Source organism: Alkalihalophilus pseudofirmus, from assembly GCF_029094545.1.
GTDB classification, from domain to species: domain Bacteria; phylum Bacillota; class Bacilli; order Bacillales; family Bacillaceae_D; genus Alkalihalophilus; species Alkalihalophilus pseudofirmus.
In genome coordinates this window covers 3,364,181-3,389,335 of record NZ_CP117835.1, presented here as the reverse complement: position 1 = coordinate 3,389,335, position 25,155 = coordinate 3,364,181, and the positions used below count along the sequence as shown (strand labels likewise).

The 25,155-nt window shown below is 40.5% G+C and carries 24 protein-coding genes; 14 read left to right on the top strand and 10 right to left on the bottom strand.

Annotation, left to right across the window (positions count from 1 at the left end):
* Positions 1–21: 21 nt before the first annotated feature.
* From PQ478_RS17880 to PQ478_RS17865, 4 genes are all read left to right on the top strand, one after another.
* Complete coding sequence (locus tag PQ478_RS17880; protein WP_022628953.1) at positions 22–690, top strand: phosphate signaling complex PhoU family protein; 669 nt, start codon at positions 22–24, stop codon at positions 688–690.
* Positions 687–2,285 (top strand): Na/Pi cotransporter family protein, encoded by a 1,599-nt coding sequence (locus PQ478_RS17875; RefSeq protein WP_289235043.1) that lies wholly within the window; start codon positions 687–689, stop codon positions 2,283–2,285. Before PQ478_RS17880 ends, PQ478_RS17875 begins: the two co-directional genes overlap by 4 nt.
* 124 nt (positions 2,286–2,409) lie before the next feature.
* Positions 2,410–3,204 (top strand): ABC transporter ATP-binding protein, encoded by a 795-nt coding sequence (locus PQ478_RS17870; RefSeq protein ID WP_289235042.1) that lies wholly within the window; start codon positions 2,410–2,412, stop codon positions 3,202–3,204.
* A 10-nt stretch (positions 3,205–3,214) separates the two neighbouring features.
* A complete protein-coding gene (locus PQ478_RS17865; protein ID WP_289235041.1) occupies positions 3,215–4,912 on the top strand; it encodes a putative ABC transporter permease subunit in 1,698 nt (565 codons plus the stop codon).
* 85 nt (positions 4,913–4,997) lie between these two features.
* Here the strand turns inward: PQ478_RS17865 and PQ478_RS17860 are convergent, their stop codons facing one another.
* Positions 4,998–6,263 carry an L-lactate MFS transporter gene (locus PQ478_RS17860; RefSeq protein WP_012960201.1) on the bottom strand — a complete coding sequence of 422 codons (1,266 nt, stop codon included), beginning with the start codon at positions 6,261–6,263 and terminating at the stop codon, positions 4,998–5,000.
* Between the two features lie 194 nt (positions 6,264–6,457).
* Positions 6,458–7,072, bottom strand: a complete 615-nt coding sequence (locus PQ478_RS17855) for a restriction endonuclease (RefSeq protein ID WP_022628949.1) — start codon at positions 7,070–7,072, stop codon at positions 6,458–6,460.
* A gap of 116 nt (positions 7,073–7,188) precedes the next feature.
* Here PQ478_RS17855 and PQ478_RS17850 point away from each other — a divergent pair, with 116 nt between their 5' ends.
* The 3 genes from PQ478_RS17850 (at position 7,189) to PQ478_RS17840 (ending at position 10,770) form a co-directional block, all read left to right on the top strand.
* On the top strand, positions 7,189–8,325 hold the full coding sequence (locus PQ478_RS17850) for a GAF domain-containing sensor histidine kinase (RefSeq protein WP_289235040.1): 1,137 nt from the start codon (positions 7,189–7,191) through the stop codon (positions 8,323–8,325).
* Positions 8,322–8,960, top strand: coding sequence for a response regulator transcription factor (locus PQ478_RS17845; RefSeq protein WP_289235039.1), 639 nt, complete (start codon positions 8,322–8,324; stop codon positions 8,958–8,960). Before PQ478_RS17850 ends, PQ478_RS17845 begins: the two co-directional genes overlap by 4 nt.
* Positions 8,961–9,412: 452 nt before the next feature.
* Positions 9,413–10,770, top strand: a protein-coding gene (locus PQ478_RS17840) for an IS3 family transposase (protein ID WP_435521046.1) whose coding sequence is annotated in 2 segments (ribosomal slippage) — positions 9,413–9,884 and positions 9,884–10,770 — 1,359 coding nt in all. Because the reading frame shifts where the segments join, the coding sequence is not laid out codon by codon here.
* 125 nt (positions 10,771–10,895) lie between these two features.
* Here the strand turns inward: PQ478_RS17840 and PQ478_RS17835 are convergent.
* From PQ478_RS17835 to PQ478_RS17825, 3 genes are read right to left on the bottom strand one after another with little or no spacing between them, the layout of a single operon-like run.
* Positions 10,896–11,252 (bottom strand): VOC family protein, encoded by a 357-nt coding sequence (locus PQ478_RS17835; protein WP_289235038.1) that lies wholly within the window; start codon positions 11,250–11,252, stop codon positions 10,896–10,898.
* Complete coding sequence (locus PQ478_RS17830; RefSeq protein WP_289235037.1) at positions 11,249–12,280, bottom strand: S-adenosylmethionine:tRNA ribosyltransferase-isomerase; 1,032 nt, start codon at positions 12,278–12,280, stop codon at positions 11,249–11,251. The genes PQ478_RS17835 and PQ478_RS17830 overlap by 4 nt, the downstream gene beginning before the upstream one ends.
* Positions 12,270–13,001: an SDR family NAD(P)-dependent oxidoreductase gene (locus PQ478_RS17825; protein WP_289235036.1), complete on the bottom strand. Its 732-nt coding sequence runs from the start codon at positions 12,999–13,001 to the stop codon at positions 12,270–12,272. Before PQ478_RS17825 ends, PQ478_RS17830 begins: the two co-directional genes overlap by 11 nt.
* A 205-nt stretch (positions 13,002–13,206) precedes the next feature.
* Between PQ478_RS17825 and PQ478_RS17820 the strand changes: the two genes are divergently transcribed.
* The 3 genes from PQ478_RS17820 (at position 13,207) to PQ478_RS17810 (ending at position 15,590) form a co-directional block, all read left to right on the top strand.
* A complete protein-coding gene (locus tag PQ478_RS17820) occupies positions 13,207–13,836 on the top strand; it encodes a restriction endonuclease (protein WP_289235035.1) in 630 nt (209 codons plus the stop codon).
* Positions 13,837–13,898: 62 nt separating this feature from the next.
* A complete protein-coding gene (locus tag PQ478_RS17815; protein WP_012960194.1) occupies positions 13,899–14,039 on the top strand; it encodes a hypothetical protein in 141 nt (46 codons plus the stop codon).
* A 69-nt stretch (positions 14,040–14,108) separates the two neighbouring features.
* Positions 14,109–15,590 (top strand): flavin monoamine oxidase family protein, encoded by a 1,482-nt coding sequence (locus tag PQ478_RS17810; protein WP_289235034.1) that lies wholly within the window; start codon positions 14,109–14,111, stop codon positions 15,588–15,590.
* Between the two features lie 26 nt (positions 15,591–15,616).
* Here PQ478_RS17810 and PQ478_RS17805 read toward each other — a convergent pair whose 3' ends face one another.
* The 5 genes from PQ478_RS17805 to abc-f form a co-directional block, all read right to left on the bottom strand.
* Entirely contained in the window at positions 15,617–16,471 is an 855-nt protein-coding gene (locus PQ478_RS17805) for a protein-glutamine gamma-glutamyltransferase (RefSeq protein WP_289235033.1), read from the bottom strand.
* Positions 16,472–16,595: 124 nt separating this feature from the next.
* The gene (locus PQ478_RS17800) at positions 16,596–17,294 is read right to left on the bottom strand and encodes a deoxynucleoside kinase (protein ID WP_289237006.1); all 699 of its coding nucleotides are present in this window, start codon (positions 17,292–17,294) and stop codon (positions 16,596–16,598) included.
* The gene (locus PQ478_RS17795; RefSeq protein WP_012960190.1) at positions 17,251–17,904 is read right to left on the bottom strand and encodes a deoxynucleoside kinase; all 654 of its coding nucleotides are present in this window, start codon (positions 17,902–17,904) and stop codon (positions 17,251–17,253) included. The genes PQ478_RS17800 and PQ478_RS17795 overlap by 44 nt, the downstream gene beginning before the upstream one ends.
* A gap of 168 nt (positions 17,905–18,072) precedes the next feature.
* Positions 18,073–18,519, bottom strand: a complete 447-nt coding sequence (locus PQ478_RS17790; RefSeq protein ID WP_289235032.1) for a DUF4385 domain-containing protein — start codon at positions 18,517–18,519, stop codon at positions 18,073–18,075.
* A 610-nt stretch (positions 18,520–19,129) separates the two neighbouring features.
* On the bottom strand, positions 19,130–20,683 hold the full coding sequence (gene abc-f, locus PQ478_RS17785) for a ribosomal protection-like ABC-F family protein (RefSeq protein ID WP_289235031.1): 1,554 nt from the start codon (positions 20,681–20,683) through the stop codon (positions 19,130–19,132).
* Between the two features lie 134 nt (positions 20,684–20,817).
* On the opposite strand from abc-f, the gene PQ478_RS17780 reads away from it, so the two are divergent.
* The 4 genes from PQ478_RS17780 (at position 20,818) to PQ478_RS17765 (ending at position 25,100) form a co-directional block, all read left to right on the top strand.
* A complete protein-coding gene (locus PQ478_RS17780) occupies positions 20,818–20,997 on the top strand; it encodes a CsbD family protein (RefSeq protein WP_022628937.1) in 180 nt (59 codons plus the stop codon).
* Between the two features lie 183 nt (positions 20,998–21,180).
* Positions 21,181–23,508 carry a pullulanase gene (locus tag PQ478_RS17775; protein WP_289235030.1) on the top strand — a complete coding sequence of 776 codons (2,328 nt, stop codon included), beginning with the start codon at positions 21,181–21,183 and terminating at the stop codon, positions 23,506–23,508.
* A 105-nt stretch (positions 23,509–23,613) separates the two neighbouring features.
* Positions 23,614–24,045: a DUF3888 domain-containing protein gene (locus tag PQ478_RS17770; protein WP_289235029.1), complete on the top strand. Its 432-nt coding sequence runs from the start codon at positions 23,614–23,616 to the stop codon at positions 24,043–24,045.
* A gap of 98 nt (positions 24,046–24,143) precedes the next feature.
* A complete protein-coding gene (locus PQ478_RS17765; protein WP_022628934.1) occupies positions 24,144–25,100 on the top strand; it encodes a 2-hydroxyacid dehydrogenase in 957 nt (318 codons plus the stop codon).
* The last annotated feature ends 55 nt before the right edge of the window (positions 25,101–25,155 follow it).

Here is a 25,155-nt window from a genome sequence, read left to right as displayed (position 1 = left end):
GTATAAGAAGGGGGGATACGGATGCTGACACGGACCAACTTTCTTGACAGAGAAATAAATGAATTGAAAGAACGGCTTCTTTTAATGGTCGAATTAAGCTACCAGATGCTGCAGCTTAGCTCAGAATCGATAGAGAAAGACTCAACCTTTGATAAGGAAAGTATTTTGCAAGCAGAAAAAGATATGAATGCCATTAATAAAATGATCCAAAAAAAGGTACTTGAGCTCTTATCCTATGAACAGCTCGCCATCAAACAAGTGAAGGGGCTTTTCTTATTTTCAAAGATGGCTAAAGATTTAGAGCGTGTTGGTGATCATGTCATTAATATCATTGTTGTGGCGCCAATTGACTCAGTACCTCATCTTGTCATACAATCTTTTTCTCAGTTTATGAAGAATATTGGTCAAATGCTTGAGTCTCTTAAAGAGGGGATTAAAGAGGAAGATTGTTCACGCTTAAAAGCTATTTATGAAAAAGAAGACGAGGTCGTTAATCGTTTGAATAAAAAGTCCTTTAAACGGATTACTGATTCTCTTAGACTAGAGCAGCTTCCTGCAGACAGCGGGGGCAAGTTGATCTTAATGAGTCGATTCTTTGAAAGGATGGCCGATCATGTTTCCAATGCAGCGAGAGATTACAGACAGTATTTACTAGACTGCCACTCCTCAATAAGCAGGAATTCTCCATGATGATTACACAGAGCCTTCTAAGCTTCATAGGAGGGCTTGGCATCTTTTTATATGGAATGAATCGACTAAGTAAAGGATTACAAAAAGCAGCTATTAATAAACTGCGTCATCAAATGGGCGTACTCGTTAAAAATAGATTACAGGCATTAATTGTTGGTCTCTTTTTTACTTTTTTCTTACAAAGCAGCACGGTGATGTCCATTATTGCAGTCGGACTAGTAAGTCACTCGATCATCACGTTTGTGCAAGCACTAGGTGTGATATTAGGTTCTGCAATTGGAACGACACTCACTGTGCAAGTGCTTGCTTTCAATATTAGTCAGCTTTCCCCGGTATTTATCTTTCTCGGTGTTATTTTCCTTGTGTTTATCTCTACGGATCGTGTGAAACCAGCGGGTGAAGTTCTTCTCGGTCTAGGGTTAGTGTTATTCGGAATTTCTTACCTGTCACAAGCAGTCTCACCTTTAGCAAATGATCCTTTTATAACAGAATGGATGCTGCGTCTAACGAGTCAACCAATCTGGCTTTTTCTTTTGAGTGTAGGGGTAACCGCAGCCCTTCATAGCAGCGTGGCAATGATTATTATTGGGATCTCCTTTTATTCAGCAGGCGCGATGGGTTATGAAGAAGTCATTTGGCTTGTGCTTGGAGCAAATGTAGGATCAACTGTACCTGTCTTAATTGCTAGCTTCTCTGTTTCACGGGAAGGAAAAAGGGTTGCCTTTGCATATTTAGTTATGAAGCTGTCAATTGTCGTTGTGGTTGGAATGATGTTATTGATATTCCCTGTGATTAGTATATTTATCCCTGGTGAAGCAGAACGACAGATTGCTAACTTTCATACTGCTTTTAATATCTTTTTAGCGCTATGCTGGCTCCCATTTTTAGCTCTTTTGGCTAAATTAATGACTAGGTTTCTCCCTCCATCTGAACCAAGGCAGGTTGTTCATATAAGTGAGCAATATTTAGCAATCCCGGATGAAGCCCTTATTCAGACTGAGAAAGAAGTACTCAAGCTCTCGCGTTATATTCAAACGGAAATAATTGCTCCCATTCCGGCAATTATAGACGGGAACATAGACCATCATGTGATCGTACGCAAAGAAGAATATATAGATCAAGCTTATTTAATTATTCAACAGTATCTTTTAAAGCTTGCCCAGCAAGATTTGTCAAAGGAACAATCAGACCAAGAGGTAAAGCTCCTATATATGTTAAATGACCTAGAGCAGATAGGCGATATTGTCCTCCAAATTTCAGCTAATATTGAAAAACTGCGAAATCAGCATTTTGAGTTAGTGGCAGAAGATGCCGAGAGATTAAAAGAGTTTATCCCAACTATTGAAGATATTTTGCAGCATGCAATCACAGCTTGTGAAGAAAAAAATAATAAGCAAGTTCGAAAAGTCATTAGAGAACAAGGCGCACTTAGTGAGAAAGAAAGAGATTTTAGATTTGATCATTTCAATACGCTGCTTCAGCAGAATGAATACAACCCGGCAATAAGCGCTATTTATCTTGATTTAGTCAATCAGCTTATGCGCTTGCAGCATGCCTCTATGAATATATCGAGAACGGTGCTAGGTATTATCTAAGCCTGAATTTAATGACAAATTATGTTAGGATGATAAGGTGAATTCATCTCTGTGATGATTCACCTTATCTTTTTTTAATCTAGGCTATACATATCAGATCATAGATAAGTAAGGGGGAAGCAGCTTGAATGAAGTAAGGATCAAGCTTAATCAACTATCAAAAGAGTACGGAGAAAATCATGCCGTTAAACCATTTGATTTAGAAGTGAAAAAGGGGGAACTTTTTTGCTTTCTAGGGCCCAATGGATCGGGGAAAACGACAACGATTAAGATGATGACAGGATTGCTTGAGCCAACAAACGGAACGGTTCATATTTCCGGGGTGAACATGTGGAAGGAAGCACTTGAGGCTAAAAAACAGATTGCCTATGTACCTGATCAGCCAAAGCTCTATCCTAAGCTGACAGGGAGTGAGTTCCTCCAGTTTACAGCGAGTGTGTTCCGATTGAAGGAAAAAGAGTTTGAAGAAAGGGCCGAGCGGTATGTCCGCATGTTTCAGCTTGAACATAGGTTAGATGAGCTCATAGAAACCTATTCGCATGGGATGAAACAAAAGCTTAGTCTGTGTGCAGCGCTTCTGCACGAACCGAAAGTGTTATTTCTTGATGAGCCTACTGTTGGACTAGATCCAAAAGGAGCTCGTACGATGAAAAATCTGCTCCAGGAATTATGTAGAGGCGGCATGACGGTATTTATGTCCACTCACATTTTAGAAATTGCTGAGCAGATGTGTGACCGGGTTGCTATTATTAAAAATGGGGATCTACTAACTGTTGGAACGGTAGATGAATTACGTCAGGAAAAAGGAAGTGAGAATTCATCGCTTGAAGATCTTTTCTTGGAGCTGACTGGTGATCAAGAAACACAATCATACGTGCAAGAAATGGAAGATGATCAATCAAAAGGGATAAGAGAATAGAGGTGAGGAGATGACATGGAATTTAATTCGCTGGTTTTGGAAGATGAACCTAAACAGCTTTAAGCAATCTTCAGATAAAGCCAAAACGACGCTTATCATTTCTGGTGTTGCAATAGGGTTTGCGGTTCTCTTTTTTAGCGGTATCGTATTTTCTGTAGCTAGTACGCTTCCGGGAGAATTACTAAGTGATATCCTTTCTCTTAGTTTCCTATCTCTTTTTGCTTTCTTAATTTTATTTGCAGTACCACAAGTGTTTACCAAATTGTACGGCGATGATGACTTAACCTTGTTGTTTACTTTGCCATTAAAATCAACTCATATTTACTGGGCAAAGTTCACGCAGGTATTTCTTGGAATACCAGGGCTGATTTTAGCAGCTTCACTCGTCTTACTTACCATGTTTGGTCTAGGTGCGGGGGCCAATATATTTTATTACCCATTTGCTTATTTTACAGCCATTTTGGTTGTATTAATGGGGCTTGGGATTGCTTATTTACTTAATTTACTTCTTATTCAAATGATCCCTGCCCATAGAGCGAAGGAATTGATGACTGTAATTACTGCTTTTGCAGGGGTTCTAGGCTATGTAGCCTTTCAAATCCCTACAATGATGTCTCGTGAGGGCGGGGGGGAGTCTTCTATGCTTATCCCAGAACTTCCTCAATGGCTGCCAATGTATTGGGCTGGAGAAAGCGTCAGTCATCTTTTATTCGGTGACGTAACGGGAGAAACCGTTTTGTTTAGTGGATTGCTCGCAGGGTTGACGTTCGCTGTCTTGTATCTATCTTCTATGCTGGTGGATAAAGGATTTCGTACAGGCTGGATTCAGATGAATGAAAGCAGATCAAACCGAAAGAAAAAGAAGGCATCCTCTGCTGTATTTAAAGTAAGGACTCCAATCATTGAGGTTGGATTAAAAGAATGGCGGACGATCAAGAGGGATATGAGGGAATGGACGATGCTGATTCCTATGACATTTTTTATGTTCTTTCCTATATTCTCGATTATGATTCGAGACGGCAATATGGAGTTTCTTCAAACAGTTCCCGCTCTTTCTTGGATCAGTCTTCAAGCTATTGCTCTAGGGTTGTTTTCCTTTATGACGTCGACATTCACTTCTGGCTCTGTTGCAAGAGAAGGAAGTTCAATTGACCTGCTGCGGGTGCTGCCCTTAAAGGGAATAGAGGTTGCTGTTGGGAAACTGTGGATTCATTGGCTGATTCTATTCGGATTTATCGGAATACTGCAGATCATTTGTGCTTTTATATTCGGCTGGTCACCTTTTCATACGGTAGCCGGGTGGTTGTTAATTGGATTAACCGGTCTAGGCTCAAGCGCTATCGGATTATATTTTGGTGCCATTGGGGCGAAGTTTAATCATAAAAACCCTCAAAATCGCTTAGAAACAGGAACCTCTTTCATTTTATTATTTGTCGCAATGGGGTATGTGCTCATACAAGTGATACCATTTGGCTTAACATTACTGCCTGCCAGTGAGCTAGTTTTTTTGCTGGGGGATGAATCAAGTGGTTTTTTTATGATGATTGTTCAATGGATAATCGGGTTAAAATCGAGTATGCCAATCATAGTGACGTTAGTCGGCTTGGCACTAAACCTGTTCATTACCGCTGTAACGGTATGGGGAGCTTTAACCTTCACAGCCAAGGAGATTGACCGGGGAATCACTATTAATTTTGTAAAAGAATAATGGAAAAAGGTCCTGCGATAAGCATCAGCTTATGCGCAAGACCTTTTTTGGACTGACCAGTCAGTCTATTTTGCTGCTTGCAAGGTTAAGAAACGACTTGTTCCTGTCGTTGTTTTGTTTCTTGTTCACTCTTTTTAATATCTAGCTTCATCATAATAGACACAAGCAGCGCAAGCAGAATCAAGGCTGAGAAGACATAGAAAACGGGAATATAGCTGTCTGTACGTTCTCTAATTTGGGATACGATCATTGGACCCAATATCCCGCCAAGTGACCATGTTGTTAATAAGTAGCCGTGAATGGCGCCTAACTGCTTGGTTCCAAATAAATCTCCTACAAAGGCTGGGAGGTTGGAGAAGCCGCCGCCATAACAGCTGACAACAAGCAGAATGAGAAGCTGGAATATGATAACATTTGTGATCATCGGTAAAGTTAGAAAGGCAATTGTTTGAATGACAAAGAATATGAGAAAGACGTTCGAACGTCCAATATAATCTGAAATGGCTGCCCAGCCAAGACGGCCGCCACCATTAAAGATACCCATGATCCCAACCAATGTAGCAGCTGCAGCGGCAGATAAGCCTACAACCTCTTGAGCCATTGGAGAAGCAACAGAGATCATCATAATTCCGGCTGTTGTATTGATCAACATCATTGTCCAAAGCATCCAAAAGCGTTTCGTTTTGACAGCCTCGTTTGAAGTCAGCTGCTGAAGATCTTTTTTGATTACTTTTTTTCCAGAAGCGATATTACGTTTCATCGAAGCCGGCATCCAACCTTCTTTTGGCGGGGCAATATAGGAAGCACCCACAAGCATTAAGGCGAAATAACAGGCACCGAGTACGTAAAATGTAGCGGAGATGCCAATGGTGCTCATCAAATTAGCAGCGATGGGTGCTGTAATAAGTGCGCCGCTCCCAAATCCAAGAACTGCCATGCCTGTTGCGAGTCCTCGTCTGTCAGGAAACCACTTTACAAGAGTAGATACAGGTGAAATATATCCGATACCAAGACCTAATCCACTGGCTAGTCCATATGTTAACAGGAAAAGCGGCAAGGACCCGAGCGCAATGGCAACACCTGAACCAGCTTGTCCTAAACCGAAAAGGACAGCAGCAACAATGGCAGATTTTCTAGGTCCGCTGCGTTCAACAAATTTTCCGAAGAAAGCTGCAGAAGTACCAGCGAGCGCCATCATAATCGTAAAGGCAATCGTAATCTCTGTTGGTGACCAGCCCATTTGCTCACTTATAGGATACGTGTAGACACTGTAAGCATAAGCTCCGCCAATGGATAGGTGGATAGCGATGGCAGATAAAGCAATTAACCACCTGTTTTTCGTTGTATTCATCTTTCTCTCCTCCTTCTCTTTCTAAAGCTATGAAAACCCTTTCATATATAACAGGGTATAATCTCTAGATATAAAAATCAATAAATTATGAAAATTTTGTTACTTTTTATTTTTTATATAAGTGTACAAATAGACATCTTTCTTCTTTTTTTACGCAAAAAAACCTGTAGAGCACGTACTCTACAGGAGGGGGGTTAATCAAGCCAAGCAGATCGAACCCTGTCAATGAAGCGATGATTTTTTCGTTTTTTCATAAAGACCTGAATCATCGCATCTAACGTATTATGATCCATTAAGATGATTTTATTTGCGGTAGCGTATTGTCCAGCTTCTTTTGTAAAGAGGTGATTCGTCACAACTATTACTTGATTTGCTTTATATTGTTCCTTAACGTAATTGATATCTCGCAGCGTTTTAGCCTGAACTTCATTTTGACTTAGCTTAGCATGTACAATCGCCTTTATGCCTCGCTTTCGTACAATGAGATGAACGCCATGTTCATTTGAGTGCTTTACTTTTGTGACTGAGTACCCTTGCTTTTGAAAGAGAGGTTTTAGGAATAAAGTGAATTGATGATGAGTCATCCCATCAATTTCACGGGCAGAAGATAATCGCTGTTCTGCGATCTTAAGCTGCTTCCATCCATACCAAGATAGCGGAATGGATCCTAATAACCCTAAAACGATAAAAAATACAGTCACGTTATATTGAAAAAGCTGAACCATATAAAATGTAATGACAAATAAGAGAGTAGGCAAAAAAGGGTATCGTTTCTTTTTACCCATCATGGTTGTTTTCTTTTCTTGCACGAGGCAACATCCTTTCTATACAAATCATTCTTACTATTCCACTAAAAATCAATAATATGTAAATAATTCCTGAAAAGTGATGTCCACGTTATAATAAAGAGAAGGGAGCTGGTCAGGTGAATGTCGTTCACACGTTAAAAGTCATTGCTCAAACATTAAATATGGGGGAAGACCTTTCTACTATGCTGCAGCCTGTTTTAGAGAAGCTGTTAGAAGTAACTAATCATGATACAGGATGGATCTTTTTAATTGAAGACCATCGTCATCAATTGGTTGCTCATCATGGGCTTCCAAGCGGGCTCGAACATCGCTCAAAACTCATGTGTGAGGGTGGCTGCTGGTGTAAAGATAAATGTATGAACGGACAGTTGAAAAAAGCAGCGAATATTATGGAATGCAGAAGGATTGAAAGAGCTAGGGAACTAGGCAGACCAACCAATGGCTTAACTCATCATGCAACGGTCCCCATTTTTGCGGGGGATAGGACATATGGCTTAATTAATATTGCTTCTGTTGATAAAAACCACTTTTCTAACGAGGAATTAGAGGTATTAGAAACAGTAGCTCTTCAAATTGGTGCTGCTATTTATAGACTGAAACAGGAAGAAAAAAAACAAGAACTTGCGAGAATGGATGAAAGAAATAGATTAGCTCGCGACTTACACGATTCTGTTAATCAATTACTTTTTTCTGTCTCACTTACTGCTAAAGGGATAAAAGGCAAGGGTAAGGATACGAATGTAAATGAAGCCATAGATTTAATTGGAGAGGTATCCAGTGAGGCTCTTCTCAAGTTAAAGCAGATCATTTGGCAGACGAGTACGGAAGAACTAGAAGATGGGATGGTTGCTGCCATCCATCGTTATGCAGCACTGATTGGAATAAAAGTAAAAGTAAAAGGAGATGGGAACGTTCAATTACCATCTAGGGTGGAGCGCAATGTGTGGAGAATCATTCAAGAATCAATAAATAATTGCAGCAAGCATTCAGGAGAAAAAAGCGTCGACCTGCATTTTGATCGAGATGAATTTAATTGGAAGATTAGTATTACAGATTTTGGATGCGGCTTTTCACCACAAGATCATTCAATCTTTAGTGGGGACGGCTTTCTCAACATGCGAACAAGAGCACACGAGATAGGTGCAACCTTTAACATGAAGAGTGCTCCTGATCAGGGAACTGTGATTTCCATTTCTATTCCTCTAACCTCTATCGAACAAAACATTTTTCGAACAAAAAAGGAGAGAGAATGATGATTAAAGTGATTATCGTAGACGATCATCAAATGGTCAGACGAGGCTTGCGTTTTTTTCTAGATACACAAAGTGACCTGGAAATAGTAGGAGAAGCAGCAAACGGTGAGGAGGCTGTAAAGCTTGTTCAAACCGTAAAACCGGATGTGGTTCTTATGGATATTGTCATGCCTGTGATGGGAGGAATAGAAACTACAAAACAGTTAATAAAGGCAAACCCCGAATTAAAGATTTTAGTTTTAACGAGCTTCTCTGATCAAGATTATGTGATTCCCGCGCTGAAAGCTGGTGCAAGCGGCTATCAGTTAAAGGACATTGACCCAGAAGAATTAGCAGAAACGATCCGTGCTCTTCATGCAGGTGAGAGTAAAGTGCACAGTAAAGTGATGAAGTATGTGCTGACTAGAATTTCACATAAGGAAGACGAGGAGGAAGCTAAAGTAAAAAGACTGACCAAGCGTGAAAAAGAAGTGCTCATAGAATTAGCAAAAGGACGAAGTAATAAAGAATTGGCGGATGTTCTACATATCACAGAGAAAACAGTTAAAACACATATCTCAAATATCCTCTCTAAATTAGAGCTGTCAGATCGTACACAGGCTGCTTTATTTGCAATGAGGATGGGGATAAAATAACAGGATCTAGGGGCCAATCTGAAAAGTCGTCAAACGTGCGGGAGGGAAAAGTAAGCTCGCCGCTCTTGAAATATACTTCGCTTTCCGCGTGAAGCTGCTGAGCCTCCTCAGGCTAGGCCCTGTGGGGTCTCAGCCCTGCTTTACATCACGCAGGAGTCTCCGTATATTTCATCCGCTAGGTTACTTGCTTTCTTGAGGGGTATAGTGGAATGAGTTCATTATGGATCAGTTCATTTTAAATTATCATTGCTGTCATCCACCTCCTCATTTGATCAGGTCTCGGAACAGCAACTTTCAATGATGGCGTAACTAAACTCCATTCTCACACCGTTGACCTCGCTACAGGCACCGACTCCAGCGGGATGCGCGTGACCAGGGAGATCCCACAGGCGCGAATGTACTGCACCCCTATTGTTGGACACCTCAATCAACAATAGGAGGTGCCTTCATCAATGACCACGTTCACCAAGGAATATAAACTTCAAGCGGCTAAACGTTATCTAAATGAAATCATCAGTTATCGAGAACTTGCAAATCAAGTGGGCGTAGATGATTCGACGCTGCGATATTGGGTGATGTTAGTTCGCTATCATGGGGATCAAGCTTTTACCTTTCCCTATACAAACTATTCAGCTGCCTTTAAACTGAAAGTAATTCAATTTATGACCGAAGAGAATTACTCCATTCGAGAGGCATCAGCCATTTTTCATATTCCCGTTCCATGTATGCTTCGCAGATGGAAGAAAAAGTGGGAAACAGCTGGAGAAGATGCCCTTGAACCAAGAGAAAAGGGGCTTTCTACAATGACTTCTAATCAGAATAAAAACAAGGGCAACAGCGACTCTTCAACCCAATCGATAGAAGAGATGAAAAGAGAACTGGAACACCTGCGTATGGAGAATGCGTATTTAAAAAAGCTGAAAGCCTTAGTTCAGGAAAAACAATCACCAACAAAATCAAAGCGAAAGTAGTATATGAACTAAGGAACGAATTCCCGGTGATTCGAATGTTAAAGATAGCCAAGATGCCTAGAAGCACTTACTATAACCTTGTAAAAAAATGGAGCGAACCAGATCCTGATCGAAAATGGAAAAGAAGAATTGCATTCATTTACCATAAGCACTTTGGTCGATATGGCTATCGTCGTATTACAGACCTCCTTCAGGAAAAGGGATATGCGATTAACAAAAAGAAAGTGCTTCGAATGATGAGAGACCTAGGGCTTAAATGCCTTGTACGAATGAAAAAATACAAATCATATAAAGGAGAAGTTGGAAAAGCAGCTCCAAACATCCTAAACCGTAACTTTAGAGCCGAGAAGCCTAATCAAAAGTGGGTGACAGACATTACGGAATTTAAATTGTTTGGACAGAAGCTCTATCTGTCTCCACTATTTGACCTGTTTAACGGCGAACTGATAACCTATACGCTCCAATCAAGACCAACGTATGATTTGGTCGATACGATGTTGGACCAAGGGTTAAAGCACCTAAATAAAGGCGATGATCTCTTGATTCATTCTGATCAAGGTTGGCACTATCGAATGGCCCCTTACGTAAGGAAACTGAAAGAACATAACATCACACAAAGTATGTCTCGAAAAGGCAACTGTCACGATAATTCTGTCATGGAAAACTTTTTTGGAATCCTGAAATCGGAGTTCCTTTATTTAAACGAATTTGATAGTATTGAACACTTCAAAGAAGAGTTAGAACAATACATCTATTACTACAACCATGTGAGAATTAAATCAAGATTGAACCGGAAAAGTCCAGTAGCTTATCGACTCAGTACCCAAAAAGCTGCTTAAAAAAGTGTCCAACTTTATGGGTCCAGTGCACGAAGCGACGAGGAAGCTCCCGGGCCGCCCGCGGAAAGCGTGTGCCTCCAGTGGAAATCAACAACTACTGTAAGTGGCGGGCTTTTCAGCAGTCTCTATTTAGAGAGGGACTCCTCTACCCATTCTACATACAGTTCCTCATCTACCTCGAAGAAAATAGATGTCCAGCCATTTTCAAATTGATAGGGTCCTTCGATCTTTTTTTCGTCCTCGCTGCTTATGTGATTAAGAATGTGGTCTATCGAATCTACTTGCCATGCAATATGACAGCTTAATTGTTCTTTGGCAGGGTTATAAATAAGCTCTAATACAAACTCATTCAGCTGGAAAAATCGGATTGTCTCCTCACCAAAAGTGATCTCAAAAAGAAACCGAGCTTGATAAATAGATTGGATGTAATCTGTACTTTTATCAAGATCAACGACATCAATTCCAAGATGATGCAGCTTCATGCATAGGTCCGCTTCCAAATGAGATTCAAATCACCAAACTCATGCCATAGATACTGTTCGTTTATGGCTGCTTGGTAGGCCTCAATCAACTTTTTTTCTTGAACAAAGGCGCATAACATATCAAGGTGGCTCGCTTCAGGCTCATGAAATCCTGTAATCAGGCCGTCTACAACTTTTAAGGTCGTATCTTTTTTAATATATACATTAGTGAGCCCTTCTTGTGGCTGCAATCCAGCTTTGGGGTCATATGCACTTTCTAGCGCCCGCACCACAGTGGTTCCAACTGCCACCACACGATGTCCTCCCTTTTTTGTTTTGTATATATGTTCAACGGTATCAGCACCCACTGAAAACCACTCAAAGTGTCTTAAAGGATCAGGCCAGCGGTTGTTCTCGTAATAGCTTAGGCCGGTGTGAAGGCACACATAGGCGATCTGAACTCCTTTATCCTTTAATTGTTTCAGCATTTTATGAGAAAATGCACGCCCCGCTGAATTCATCTCTACAGATCCAGGCTGATGGCTATAGACTGTTTGATAATGTGATAGCTGCCACGGAGAATCGATATATTCGTAGGTGATTGGCTGACCATGATTGTAAAAGAAGTGCATTAACCCTTCCCCTCCAATAGAAAATTCAATAAGAGTCAACTCAGGAGCCATACCTGGACCGACGATAGATGCCGAGATTCCATCATCAAAATAGAGAGTGGTGGATTCGTTTAAACGTTTCTCTAAGATTAAAACTTCCCATACCTGTTCATCTATCTTTCTTGAAAGTCGGACCTCTGCCCCATCTACTGTCCGAAGTGAGCTTGGAATGGTACGGCTAGTGTTTAAGATAAGAAGATCATTAGGCTGAAGAAGGTCTATAATATCTTCAAACGTGTGATGATCCCAAGCCCCGCTGTCTCCGTGTAAAGTCATTAACCTTACATCGCTGCGTTGATTTCTTGTAACTTCTGCAGGCGTAGTGGCATGCAGGTAAGGTGGTAGTTTAAATGAATGGATCGTACTATTAATCATCATGAGGTCCCTCCTCGATAAGGTCTTGTGCTTCGAATCTTTTCCCATTCAAGCTCATCGTTTCATCTAATACGACTGATTGTAGTGCTCGTGCAATTTGTGCGGGGGATGAGAGAGAGTAATTACAATCTGGTACCGCAATTTTATGCATAATCGTATCCATTTCTCCTGGGTCGACCAGCACTATTTGGACTCCTGTATCTTTCAACTCATCCGCCCAGACAGCAGCTAATCCTTCTAGGGCATATTTTGAGACACTGTAGGCTCCCCATTCTGCATAGCCAGTAATGCCAACTTCAGAAGTGATTGAGAGGATGGTTCCTCTTTGTCTAGCAAGCATGCCGGGTAATACTCTCTTTGTCATATAAAAAGGGTTCGTAATATTTGAGAGGATGACGTCTTCAAATGCCTCATCAGGGTAATCTGCTAAGTACGTTGGGCCAGGGCCGAATACAGAGGCATTATTGATTAGAACGTCAATCTTGCCGAAGGTATTTTCAGTTATAGAAACAAAGCGCTCTACATCTTTTTTATTACTTACATCAGCGACGGCCGCAACGACTTTTGCACCACGTCTGTGAATCTCATTTTCTACTTGCTTCAGCTCTTCCTCATTTCGTGCGCAAATCGCTAATTTATGGACTTTACCAGCAAGGTGAAGAGCTAATGCTTTTCCTAATCCTTTTGATGCTCCAGTGATCATAATTACTTTTTGTTGCTGCATGATCGTACCAGCTCCTTTGTTTTAGTTACTTTCAGTTTACGAATTACGCGGTCCGCGGTCCTCGGTGAAGATACGGATCTTTTTTGCATAATCTGGTTGAGCCGTCTCTACGACTTTTGATGTAGAGCGATGAAAAACATATGTTTGCATGCAGGGGGAGAATCCCGTATGATGAGGGCATGTGAATAGAAAGGTGTGAAGACGGTTGATTGATTCGTTTTCAATTAGTTCTTCGTTAGTGATCTGGATAGCAGGGGCTCTTGTAGTCCTTTTATTAATAGGCTGGATTAAATGGATAGTTGGGCGAAGAAGAAAATTTGATTTAGCTAAAATTACAATGCGTGATATCGATAAAATGGATGGACATGAATTTGAGGATTATCTCTATGTGCTGATCTCAGCTCTTGAGTATGAGCAGGTTTATCAAACCAAGAAAAGCCGAGATTACGGGGCTGATCTATTATATGAGCAGCAAGACGGGATGAAGTGTGTCGTTCAAGCAAAGCGATATCGCGAGAAATTAGGGTTATCCGCGGTGCAGGAAGTATATGCAGCAAAAGCCTTTTACGGGGCAGAGCGGGCTTTAATTATTACAACAGCAGATAAACTCTCAGATTCCTGCTTGAAACTTGCCGCAGCAACGGACGTTCACATTGTCGATCGCTTGGACTTAGATGCAGTTATTAAAGCCTTTAAAAAAGGAAGATACGCGGAGGCGTGGGAAGTGTTAGACGTTTCTTTGGAACCGGTCGCCTATAGTTCAACAAACAGCTTAGAGAAGCCTCCTGAGGTTAGGGGTGCTATTCGAGCGGGGGAATACTTTTATAAGCAGTAAGGTCACTAGTCATAAGACAATCACGTGGCATCATAAACTGCCCAAAAGAGGAGCGTGCCGTGATGCTAAAAGGAATTGATCTTCAAATGGTTGCGTTTGTTGGAGCTTCATTACTGCTTGAGTATGTTCCATTTTTCCATATTCCGAAATTGTATTATTTTACTTCAAAAACAGATAAAGAAGATGATGACCGGGCAGCGTAAAAGTTGTCCGGTTTTTATGGTGGAGCTAGAAGGCTGGGTTGCTTGAGGTGATCAAGGAGGATTGGGAAAATGCGAAGAATAGATCCGTTACCTTCTTATACCGAAAAATCGGAGGAATATCTTAAAATAATTGAAGAGGGGCTGCCCGATATCGGAGCACCTCAAAAAGATATATTAATTTTGGGAGCTGGAATGGCTGGGCTTGTAACTGGCTATCTCTTAAAGCAGGCAGGCCACAAAGTGACGATTATTGAGGGAAATGACCGAATTGGTGGAAGAGTTCATACGATACGAGAACCGTTCTCTGAAGGGAACTATTTTGAAGCGGGTGCAATGCGTATCCCGAGTCATCATGCCTTAACACTTTCCTGGATCAACAAATGGAGCCTATCTATAAACCCTTTTATCACAAGCACACCGAATGATCTTTTATATGTTAATGGACAATTGGTTAGAAGATATCAATACGAAGAAGATCCTGCCATTTTGAAGTTCCCGCTTTTAGAAGATGAAAAAGGTAAGACAGCCGAACAATTATTACAAGAAGCTGTATCTAGCTTTGTTGACCTTTACAGAAAGGCAAACGAGCAGCAAAGAGAGCTGCTAAGACGAAATTTTGATCAGTATTCAATGACTACTTTTTTGCGGAATAATCCAATCGGAAGAACGTTATCAACTCATGCTATCCATAAGATACAGACCCTTTTGGGGATCGAAGGATTTCCTTCCTTATCCTTTTTAGATACCCTCTTAAACATTGTTAATACGATCTTTATGGAAGATGTGTCGTTTTATGAGATCGAAGGGGGAAATGACCGGCTTCCTTATTCCTTTTATCCTTATTTAGAAGAGGATATTTATTTAAATTATGTAGTGAAAAAAATAATCCAACATGATAAAGGAGTAGAAGTAATTACAGAAGGACCTCAATCTATTAGTAGTTTTCAAGCAGATTATGTCATTACAACGATTCCCTTTTCTGTATTTCAATTTATTGAAGTAGAGCCCTACCATTCTATAAAATTTGAAAAGTGGAAAGCGATACGGACGCTGCCGTATGTTTCCTCTGTGAAGGTAGGGTTAGAATTTGATAAGAAATTTTGGGAGGAAGATGGGATGCTAGGGGGGAAGCTGATCACGGATTTGCCGACTCAGTTTATGTATTATCCAAGCCTAGGGATCGGTAAGCCAGGTCCCGGGGTCTTATTAGGAAGCTACAGCTGGGGTGAGAATGCCAGGTTATGGGAGTCGATGTCTGATGAGGAGCGAGTGGAATATGCGTTGACTTTTATTTCAAGAATCCATGGCCAAAAAGCAGAACAAACCTTTCTAGCAGGAACCTCATATAATTGGGGACAAAATCGTTTTTCAGGCGGGTGCTTCTCCTTATATGGACCTTATCAAGCCACGACATATCCTGAGATCATAACAATGCCGGAACAGCGGATTCATTTTGCAGGAGAGCATACTTCTTTCATGCATGCCTGGATTGAGGGTGCAGTTGAGTCAGGCATAAGAGCAGCCTTGGAGGTCCATCAACTCACTGAATAAATCATCGTTAAAAAGAAGCACCCACCTTATGGGGTCGGCCCGTTAAGGTGGGTGTTGTTGAGGTAATAGACGTATCGGTCAAATGAGATGGAACATTCATTATGTTCAATAACAGGATACTTTACTTTTTCTGGTCGTTGTGAGCGCATTTGAGCCACACTTGCTAGATAAGCGAATCCAGGTCTTGTCACCATATTTGTTAAATAGGCAGGCTGTGTGGCCCAAGGCGCTCTGGATTCATTTAAACTCGCAATCATCTGGTCGGCTCTCATAATCCCCATGCCATGGCCATAATAGGTTCCGTCTTCGAGTAAAACCGCATTAACTCCTCGCCATTCCGGTGTTTGTGGATGATATTGAGGGTTGTTAAAATACACAACATCCCCTGGGACAAATTGAGCAGAAAATCCGGTTTGAAGGGCAAGGTCAGGGTCGAAATTCCAGCTGTACAAGTAAAGATCAGGAAATAATTGATCAAATTTAGCTGGACCGATGATATTCAAGACCGCGTGGTAATAAACAATAACCATGGCTGTTGCACATTCAAACCCATACATATGACTATTACGGTAAATATCATCAATCGCAACAGAAGGTCTGACTCCAGGTCTTAATTGAAAACCCCCGTATCTTGTTGTATACCAATACATCGGATTGCTGCGAGAGGTCTCAAATACTTCAAAAGCGGCATTACTTTGATTAAGCATTCGAGAACTTCGTATGATGCTTCTCCGCAATTCCACTTCAAATTGCTGTTCATTCATTGAACGATAGGAAAAAGTAGCAGAAGAATTCATCATCTGATCCACAATACTTCGCTCTAAACTCCCGGCAGGCCAGCTTGTGCTTGAGTGAAAAGGGACTCCTGATATTTCAATCATTCTATACCTCGCTAGTTATGACATGTTGCCCTATCATATTCAGCTTTGAGGGTAATTATGAGTTGACGAGCTATGTTGGATAGAAATAAAAAATCCCCCTTAGAGAACTAAGGAGGGATGTATGTTAAAGCTGAGCAGCTGTCTGATTGCTTTCAATAACGTCTCCGATTTTAGCAATAATCGGCTCAATATCATTCTCGTTACGAAGCAGGTCGTAGTCAGATATATTTAGGCGCAGGACAGGACAGGAAGTAAACGAGTCAATCCATGTTTCATAACGCTTATGCATTTCTTCCCAGTAAGAGACTGGTGTTTGCTGCTCCATTTCACGTCCTCGTTCATGAATGCGGTCAATAATATCATCAAGACTTCCTTCAAGATAAATGAGAACATGTGGGTGAGGGAAGAATGGGGTCATAACCATCGCATCAAACAAGCTGGTATACGTTTCGTAATCTACAGGGTTCATCGTTCCTTTATCTGCATGCATTTTCGCAAATATACCTGTATCTTCATAAATCGAACGGTCTTGTACAAATCCGCCGCCTTGTTCAAACATACGCTTTTGTTCTTTAAAGCGTTCGGCTAAAAAATAGATCTGCAAATGAAAGCTCCAACGCTCAAAGTCTGCGTAAAATTTATCTAAATATGGATTATGGTCTACATTTTCAAAAGAGGTTTGAAAACCAAGCGCTTTTGCAATGGACTTGGTCATCGTGGATTTCCCAACGCCAACTGTACCGGCAATTGTGATAATAGCATCTTTTGGGATATTGTATTTATCTCGTAGATTCAAGGCAAAAAGCTCCTTCTTTTCTAGCATCATCAATCAGGGTGAAGATTTTTTGCAAATCTTGTTCATGTTGAACAAAATCCAGCTCATCTCCATTGATGCGGATTATTGGTATATCAGGGTATTCGACGGCCCATTTAGCCATGGCCGTTTCGTAATCTTCTCTAAGCTGACGCAAGTATGCAGGATCCATTTTCAGTTCCATTTCACGGCCGCGCATCTCTATTCGTTTTAACAATGTCGGCAGGCTTGCATCAAGGTAGATAATAAAGTTCGGCTTAGGCATATCTTGGGTCATAATATCATAGATTGCGGTGTACTTTTCATATTGGTCGCTTCTTAATGTGCGCTGGGCAAAAATAATATTTTTATAAATATGGTAGTCCGCAACGACAGGAACATTGGAGGCTAGAAATTTCCGCTGGATATCTTCAAGCTGTTTATAGCGATTGCAGAGAAAAAACATCTCTGTTTGAAAACTCCATTCCTCTATGTTTTCATAAAACTTGCTTAGAAATGGGTTCTCGTGGACAATTTCTTTTAGTAAATGATATTGATAATGAAGCGATATCGCTTTAGCCAGAGATGTTTTTCCCACTCCAATCGGTCCTTCAACTGCAATAAAAGGTGTATGGCTCATAGGTGGACATGCCTCCTTTTTAGTAAGGTTAGCTATATATTTTTTGATAGTAAGGCAGCTTATTTTTTTCAGACAAGCGTTATTGTACCACATGTTTGACGCACTTTGGGGATTAAACAAACGTTTAATTAATAGAAGTGTTCGCATAGGGAAGAATTAAAAAAAGAATCACCCGAAATTTTTCTGGTGATCCTTCTTTTTCTCAAGATACTTTTTATCTGTTCGAATGATTTTCCATTTTTCTTCAAAGATTCGTGCCGACTCTGCTTTTTCCTCATCTATCTGCCGCTTGTTCACATGACCGTCTTCATCGTACTTTTTCCCGCCTTTATAATTTGCATAGCGTCTGGCTCTCGTATAACCCATTTGAATGAATTTACGAGCCATATCCATGCCGATGAAATCGTCATTTTCTTTGTAGGATCGGAAGAGTTGGTAGATTTTCTCAGATGATTCGCGTGCAATTTCTGGTGTTTTAAAACGCCAATGAGGAAGAATTTCACTTTTATAAGGTTCCACGAGAAGAACGCCTTGCTCCCCGCGTCCGACTCGATACTTTTCAGGGTTTTTACGGAAATTGATGTTGTCAAAGTCTTGCTCATAATCAAAGCTCATATGATCACTCCTCTAATGCCATCATTCCCCGGTACGAATGAATGAAACAAGAAGCTTGAATGGTGTAAGGCAGCCGCCGCTGAACTATACTCCGCTTTCCGTGGGGAGCTAGTGAGCTTTCTCGGGCTTATGCCCTGCGGGATCTCACTCCTGCTCTAATCCCCATCGGAGTCTACGCATAGTTCATCCGCTAAGTTATCGCTTAATTTAGAAATGTAGTGGAATGATGTAAGAAGTGAGCCCAGTTCTAATGATTATTGCTTTCATCTGCCGCACCGTATTTTAGGGTTAGAAGCTGTTTATAATGAGGGAGCACCTTCACAACATCCTTCCTCCGTTGATTGGAGCGGAAGGTGCGAGACTCCAGCGGGATGTGCGTGACCAGGGAGATCCCACAGGGCGAAAAAGCCCGAGGAGGCTCCCGGACCGCCCGCGGAAAGCGAGCACCTGCAGCGGAGATCAACAAATACGATAGGGATGTCTTTCTTTTTGAGAAAGTTCGGCTAAGTCATTGCTTATTGAAAGGTTTCAAAAAAAGAAACAGCGCGTATCTGCAGAACAGATGCGCGCTGTTTCTCATCTATAAATTACTTTTGTCACGAATTCTTATTTATACTAATTTCGTCGTCCAGCTTTCGCAGTTCCACACGTCTGTTACGAGGTCTTCATAAAATTCTGGTTCGTGCGAGATCAGAAGAATACTGCCTTTGTACGCCTTTAACGCACGTTTGAGTTCAGCTTTAGCTTCTACATCTAAATGGTTTGTCGGCTCATCGAGAATAAGGATATTTGATTCACGATTAATCAATTTACAAAGGCGGACCTTTGCTTTTTCTCCACCGCTTAATACAATCATTTTACTTTCAATATGCTTTGTCGTCAGGCCGCATTTAGCAAGAGCTGCACGGACTTCTGCTTGTCCAAGTGAAGGGAACTCCTGCCATATCTCTTCAATACACGTGTTAGAGGAGTCTTTTGCTTCTTGTTCAAAATAGCCGATTTCTTGATAATCTCCGCGTTCAACTGATCCAGAGAGAGGCTTATTAATACCTAACAGGCTCTTAAGCAGGGTCGTCTTACCAATACCGTTTGCCCCAACTAAAGCAATTTTTTGACCGCGTTCCATACGTAAGTTAAGAGGACGAGATAACGGCTCATCATACCCAATCACAAGGTCTTTTGTTTCAAAAATAAGCTTGCTTGTTGTACGTGCTTCTTTAAAATTGAATTCAGGCTTTGGCTTCTCCTTAGCTAATTCAATGACATCCATTTTATCTAGCTTCTTTTGACGAGACATAGCCATATTTCGTGTAGATACACGTGCTTTGTTTCTTGCTACGAAATCTTTTAGCTGTGAGATCTCTTGCTGTTGGCGTTTATAAGCGGCCTCTAATTGCTGCTTTTTCATTTCATGTACTTCAAGAAAATGATCATAATCGCCGACATAACGATTCAACTCTTGATTTTCCATATGATAAATTAAATTAATTACACTATTTAAGAACGGAATATCATGCGAAATCAAAATAAAGGCATTTTCATATTCCTGCAGGTAACGCTTTAACCACTCGATATGTTGTTCATCTAAATAGTTGGTCGGCTCATCAAGCAAGAGGATATCTGGCTTTTCAAGCAACAGCTTAGCAAGAAGAACTTTAGTACGCTGACCGCCGCTTAGATCTTCAACATCCTTCTCAAGACCAACATCATCAAGACCAAGGCCGCGAGCAATTTCTTCTACTTTGGCATCAATAACATAGAAATCGTTGTTTGTGAGAGTATCTTGAATCACACCGACATCCTCTAAAAGCTTTTCTAACTCTTCTGGAGTTACGTCCCCCATTTTGTCATACATCGCATTCATTTCAGCTTCTAGGTCAAATAAATATTTGAATGCACTCTTAAGAACATCACGCATTGTCATGCCTCGCTCAAGTACGGTATGCTGATCTAGGTAACCGACACGAACTTTTTTTGACCATTCTACTTTTCCTTCATCAGGCATTAACTTACCTGTAATAATGTTCATAAATGTAGACTTACCTTCGCCGTTTGCGCCAATTAAGCCGATATGCTCGCCTTTTAATAAGCGGAAGGAAACATCATGAAAAATAGCACGGTCACCAAAACCGTGGCTTAAGTTTTTAACGGTTAATATACTCATGGACTAACACCTTTCCTTTTAAACAATCTCCAATACTACTGTAGCCATCTTACCATATTCATTCCTATAAAGTGATGTTTATTCTGCCCTAAATGAGGTTATATATCTTTAACAAACAAAGGAGGAATAAAACGATGGCAAACAATAATGATGGACTTTCAGATAAGGTTAAAGGCGGAGTGAACAAAACAAAAGGTGAAGTGAAGGATCAAGTGGGAAATGCAACAAACAATAGCAAAATGCAGCGAGAAGGCAAGAAAGAAAAAACAAAGGGGAATGTTCAAAAAGAGATCGGGAAAGTTAAAGATCTATAAGTTCACCTTATAAAACCGCATATTTCAACATAAAATGAGTAGCATATAAGGGTTCGTTTCTTATATGCTTTTTTGTTCTCATTTGATTTTAATAAGGCATTCTTATATCAAGTACACATGTTCATTATCAGTGCATATGTTGGTAATAAGCACATTTTAATTGGGGAGAGTTGGTGATCATTGATGAATACACCACCAATAGGATTTTATCTGCATTCAGGAGTAGTAGCAGGAGAGACGACTATTCATGTAAAAGGGATTGGTATCGATCAATTAAGTGATAATGATCTCAAAGAAAATATCCATATTAAAAGCCATACCGGCGAGGATATTCCAATAGATGAAGTAAGAAAAATTGAAGACGATCTAATTGAACTAAGCGGTGTATTTTCAATTGAACACATACCATTTACAGTGACATATAAAGAACAAGCCATACAGCTCCGTCTTCATTGGACGTTAATGGATACCTATTTTAAATATGAGGGACAATTAGGAGCCGCTTTGCATGAAAATGGAAATGCCACTTTAAAGCTATGGTCTCCATTAGCCGACTCTGTTAGTGTAATTGTTTATGATAAAGAAGATCAGTTCAATATCATAGCTGATGAAATCATCATGACCAAAGAAGATCAAGGTGTATGGAAGGTGACACTTACCCATGAAAATACGGGCGTAAGTAACTTAGAAGGCTATTATTATCACTATGTTATTGAAGTGAATGGTCAGAAGAAACTAGGGCTTGACCCATATGCAAAATCAATGGCAGCATGGGATTTCAGAGGAGGTTATTTAGTGGGGAAAGCGGCCATTATTAATCCTTCAACCATAGGTCCAGAGCTGGATTTTGCAGCGATCGAACAATATGAAAAAAGAGAAGATGCAGTCATTTATGAGGTACATGTAAGAGACTTCACTTCTGATCCAATGATTGAAAATGATTTAGAGTCACCTTTTGGGACATACACTGCTTTCATTGATAAACTTGATTATATTAAAACACTCGGGGTCACTCATATTCAGCTTTTGCCCATCATGAGCTGTTATAAAGTGAATGAAAATGATAATAAAACACGCGAACTGGATTTTTCATCTGAGGGAAATAATTATAATTGGGGCTATGATCCGCATGGGTACTTCTCGCCATCAGGCATGTACTCAGATCAACCTGAAATCGCTAGGCGTCGAATTGAAGAATTGAAGCTTTTAATAGAGGCGGTCCACCTTAAAGGAATGGGCGTCATATTAGATGTTGTCTATAACCATACAGCTCTCGTTGAAATCCTAGAAACCTTAGTTCCTCATTATTATCATTTTATGGACATAGATGGGACTGCAAGAACGAGCTTTGGCGGAGGACGGTTAGGTACCACACATTTTATGGCACGAAAGCTGTTGTTAGATTCAATTACCTATTGGGTGGAAGAATTTAAAATAGACGGCTTTCGTTTTGATATGATGGGAGACCATGATAGTGAAACAATCCAACTAGCATATAATCAGGCTAAAGCTCTCAATCCCAAGATCTTAATGATAGGAGAAGGCTGGAGGACATTTGTAGGCGATGAGGGAATGCCTGTCCGTGCAGCTGATCAAGATTGGATGCAATATACCGACAGTGTGGGTGTGTTTTCTGATGAATTTAGAAATGAATTAAAGTCTGGCTATGGAAGTGAAGGACAGCCAAGATTTTTAACGAATGGCGCAAGAAACATACGTCAAATATTTGATAATATTAAAGCCCAGCCACATAATTTCATCGCTACTTCACCTGGTGATGTCGTGCCTTATATTGAGGCACATGATAATTTAACCCTTCACGATGTCATTGCTCAGTCGATCATGAAAGATCCAGAGTACCATCAAGAAGAAATTCATAAACGAATCAGAATAGGAAATGCGCTCGTGTTGTTAAGTCAGGGAACAGCTTTTATCCATGCCGGCCAAGAGTATGGCAGGACAAAGCAGTTTTTAGCGAACACAGGGCACGCGCCTTATAAATCAACGTTTATGGTAAATGAGCAAGGGGAACCGTTTAGATATCCTCATTTTATTCATGATTCATACAACTCTTCTGATCGAATAAATATGTTTGACTGGTCAAAGGCTACGGATCCAAACCAGTTTCCTGTTCATACAGCAACAAGAAGATTTACAGCGGGATTAATTCATTTGAGACGGTCTACGAATGCGTTCAGGCTAGGAACAAAGGAGCTTATAGATCAGCATGTACACCTGATAGAAGCGCCTGAAATTCAAGAATTTGACTTAATCTTAGCCTACAGAAATGCAGCTACTGACGGAACGGGCAGCTATTATGTATTTGTCAATGCCAGTTTGCATGAGCGAATGCTGACGTTATCTGAAGACATCACCCAAGGGATTGTCATAGCAGATGCCGCTAATGCAGGCACTGAAAAGATTGAGAACCCAACTGGCTTTACATTAACCGCTAAAAGCATAACGATCGATCCTTTGACAGTCGTTGTTATAAAAAAAGAAGAAAGTTGATAAGAAGGAGCAGCCCAAAATTAAGTGGGCTGTTTTTTTCGTTTAAGAATGATTAGTGGAAACTGAGAGAGGCTAAGTAGATACATTGAAAAAGGGGGAGCTCTGATGAAAAGATTAGGGATGGTTTATATATGCTTTCTGCTCTTGTTTTTACCAATTCAAAATCACGTTTATTCTAAAGAACTTAAACTAAATGTGGACAGTTTAGAGCTTCAGGTTCAAGATATCATGATGCTTCAATTGACAGATCCAGTTAGTGACGCCGTTAAGAAGTATTATGCAAAAAGTCTTAAGAAGGTACCCGTTGTATATCCTTACGAAATGTCCGTCTTACATATTGAAAGAATGGATGGATTTCGTTCCTTCCGTTTTAAAGTAGTTCTTGATGTTGTACCAGTAATTGGCCCTCATATAAGTGTCGGGAGGGATCGAGTGACACTGCTCGTGACAGCAGGGGAAACAAAAGTTATATCTTTTGAACATATTGAAACGTTCGAGCTGCCTCCAAAGTGGGCACAATTTAAGAAAGAGGAGTAGAAGCTTTTACCTGTAATGAATACTGTGATACGTTAGTGGAGGAATAAGGAACATTTAGTCGAATCTTATAAAGTAGAGAGAGAAAGGAGTGGATTTGGATGAAGGTTGTCGTAACAAGAAAGTTTCCAGATTCGATCATCAACCCGTTAAGAGACAAATATGAGGTAGTGATGTGGGAATATGAAGATAAAGTAATGCCTCGTGATCTTTTATTACAAGAAAGTAAGGATGCTGATGCATTACTAGTGAATTTAACAGATGACATTAATGATGAATTATATGAACAGTCGCCAAAGCTAAAAGTAGTGAGTACAATGGCGGTTGGATATGACAATATAGACGTAGCAGGGGCTATAGAGCGAGGAATTAAAGTCGGGCATACGCCTAACGTTTTAACAGATGCAACGGCTGATCTGACATTTGCTTTAATTTTAGCGAGTGGAAGAAGGCTTATAGAAGCAGCAGATGTAATTAGAAGAGACGAATGGAAAAGCTGGGCGCCTTTTTATTTGACCGGTCAAGAAGTTTCGCATAAGACAATTGGCATTATCGGTATGGGGCGTATAGGTGAAGCAGTGGCAAAGAGAGCTCAAGGATTCTCGATGAATATTCTCTATCATAACCGATCAAGAAAACGAGAAGCAGAAGAGACATTACATGCTTCCTATGTTACTTTTGATGAGCTTTTGGAGCGATCAGACTATGTAGTCTTATTAGCCCCTTCCACTCCTGAGACGAAAAAAATGATGGGACATGAACAATTTGCTAAGATGAAAAAATCCGCTGTGTTTATTAATACGTCCCGTGGGACAAACGTAGATGAAGAGGCTTTATATGAGGCTTTAAAAACAAATGAAATTTATGCCGCTGGCCTAGATGTATTTGATCAGGAGCCGATCTCTGCAGATCATCCGCTGCTTAAGTTACCTAATGTTACCGCAATGCCTCACATTGGGAGTGCTGCGCTTGAAACAAGAATGAAAATGGCTCAAATGGCAAGAGACCATATTATCGAAGGATTAGAAGGCAGGGACCTTACACACGAAGTAAACTGAAAATAATGTATGTTGTCTAAATTCTTTTTGTAGAATGAAAAGGAAATAAGTATGT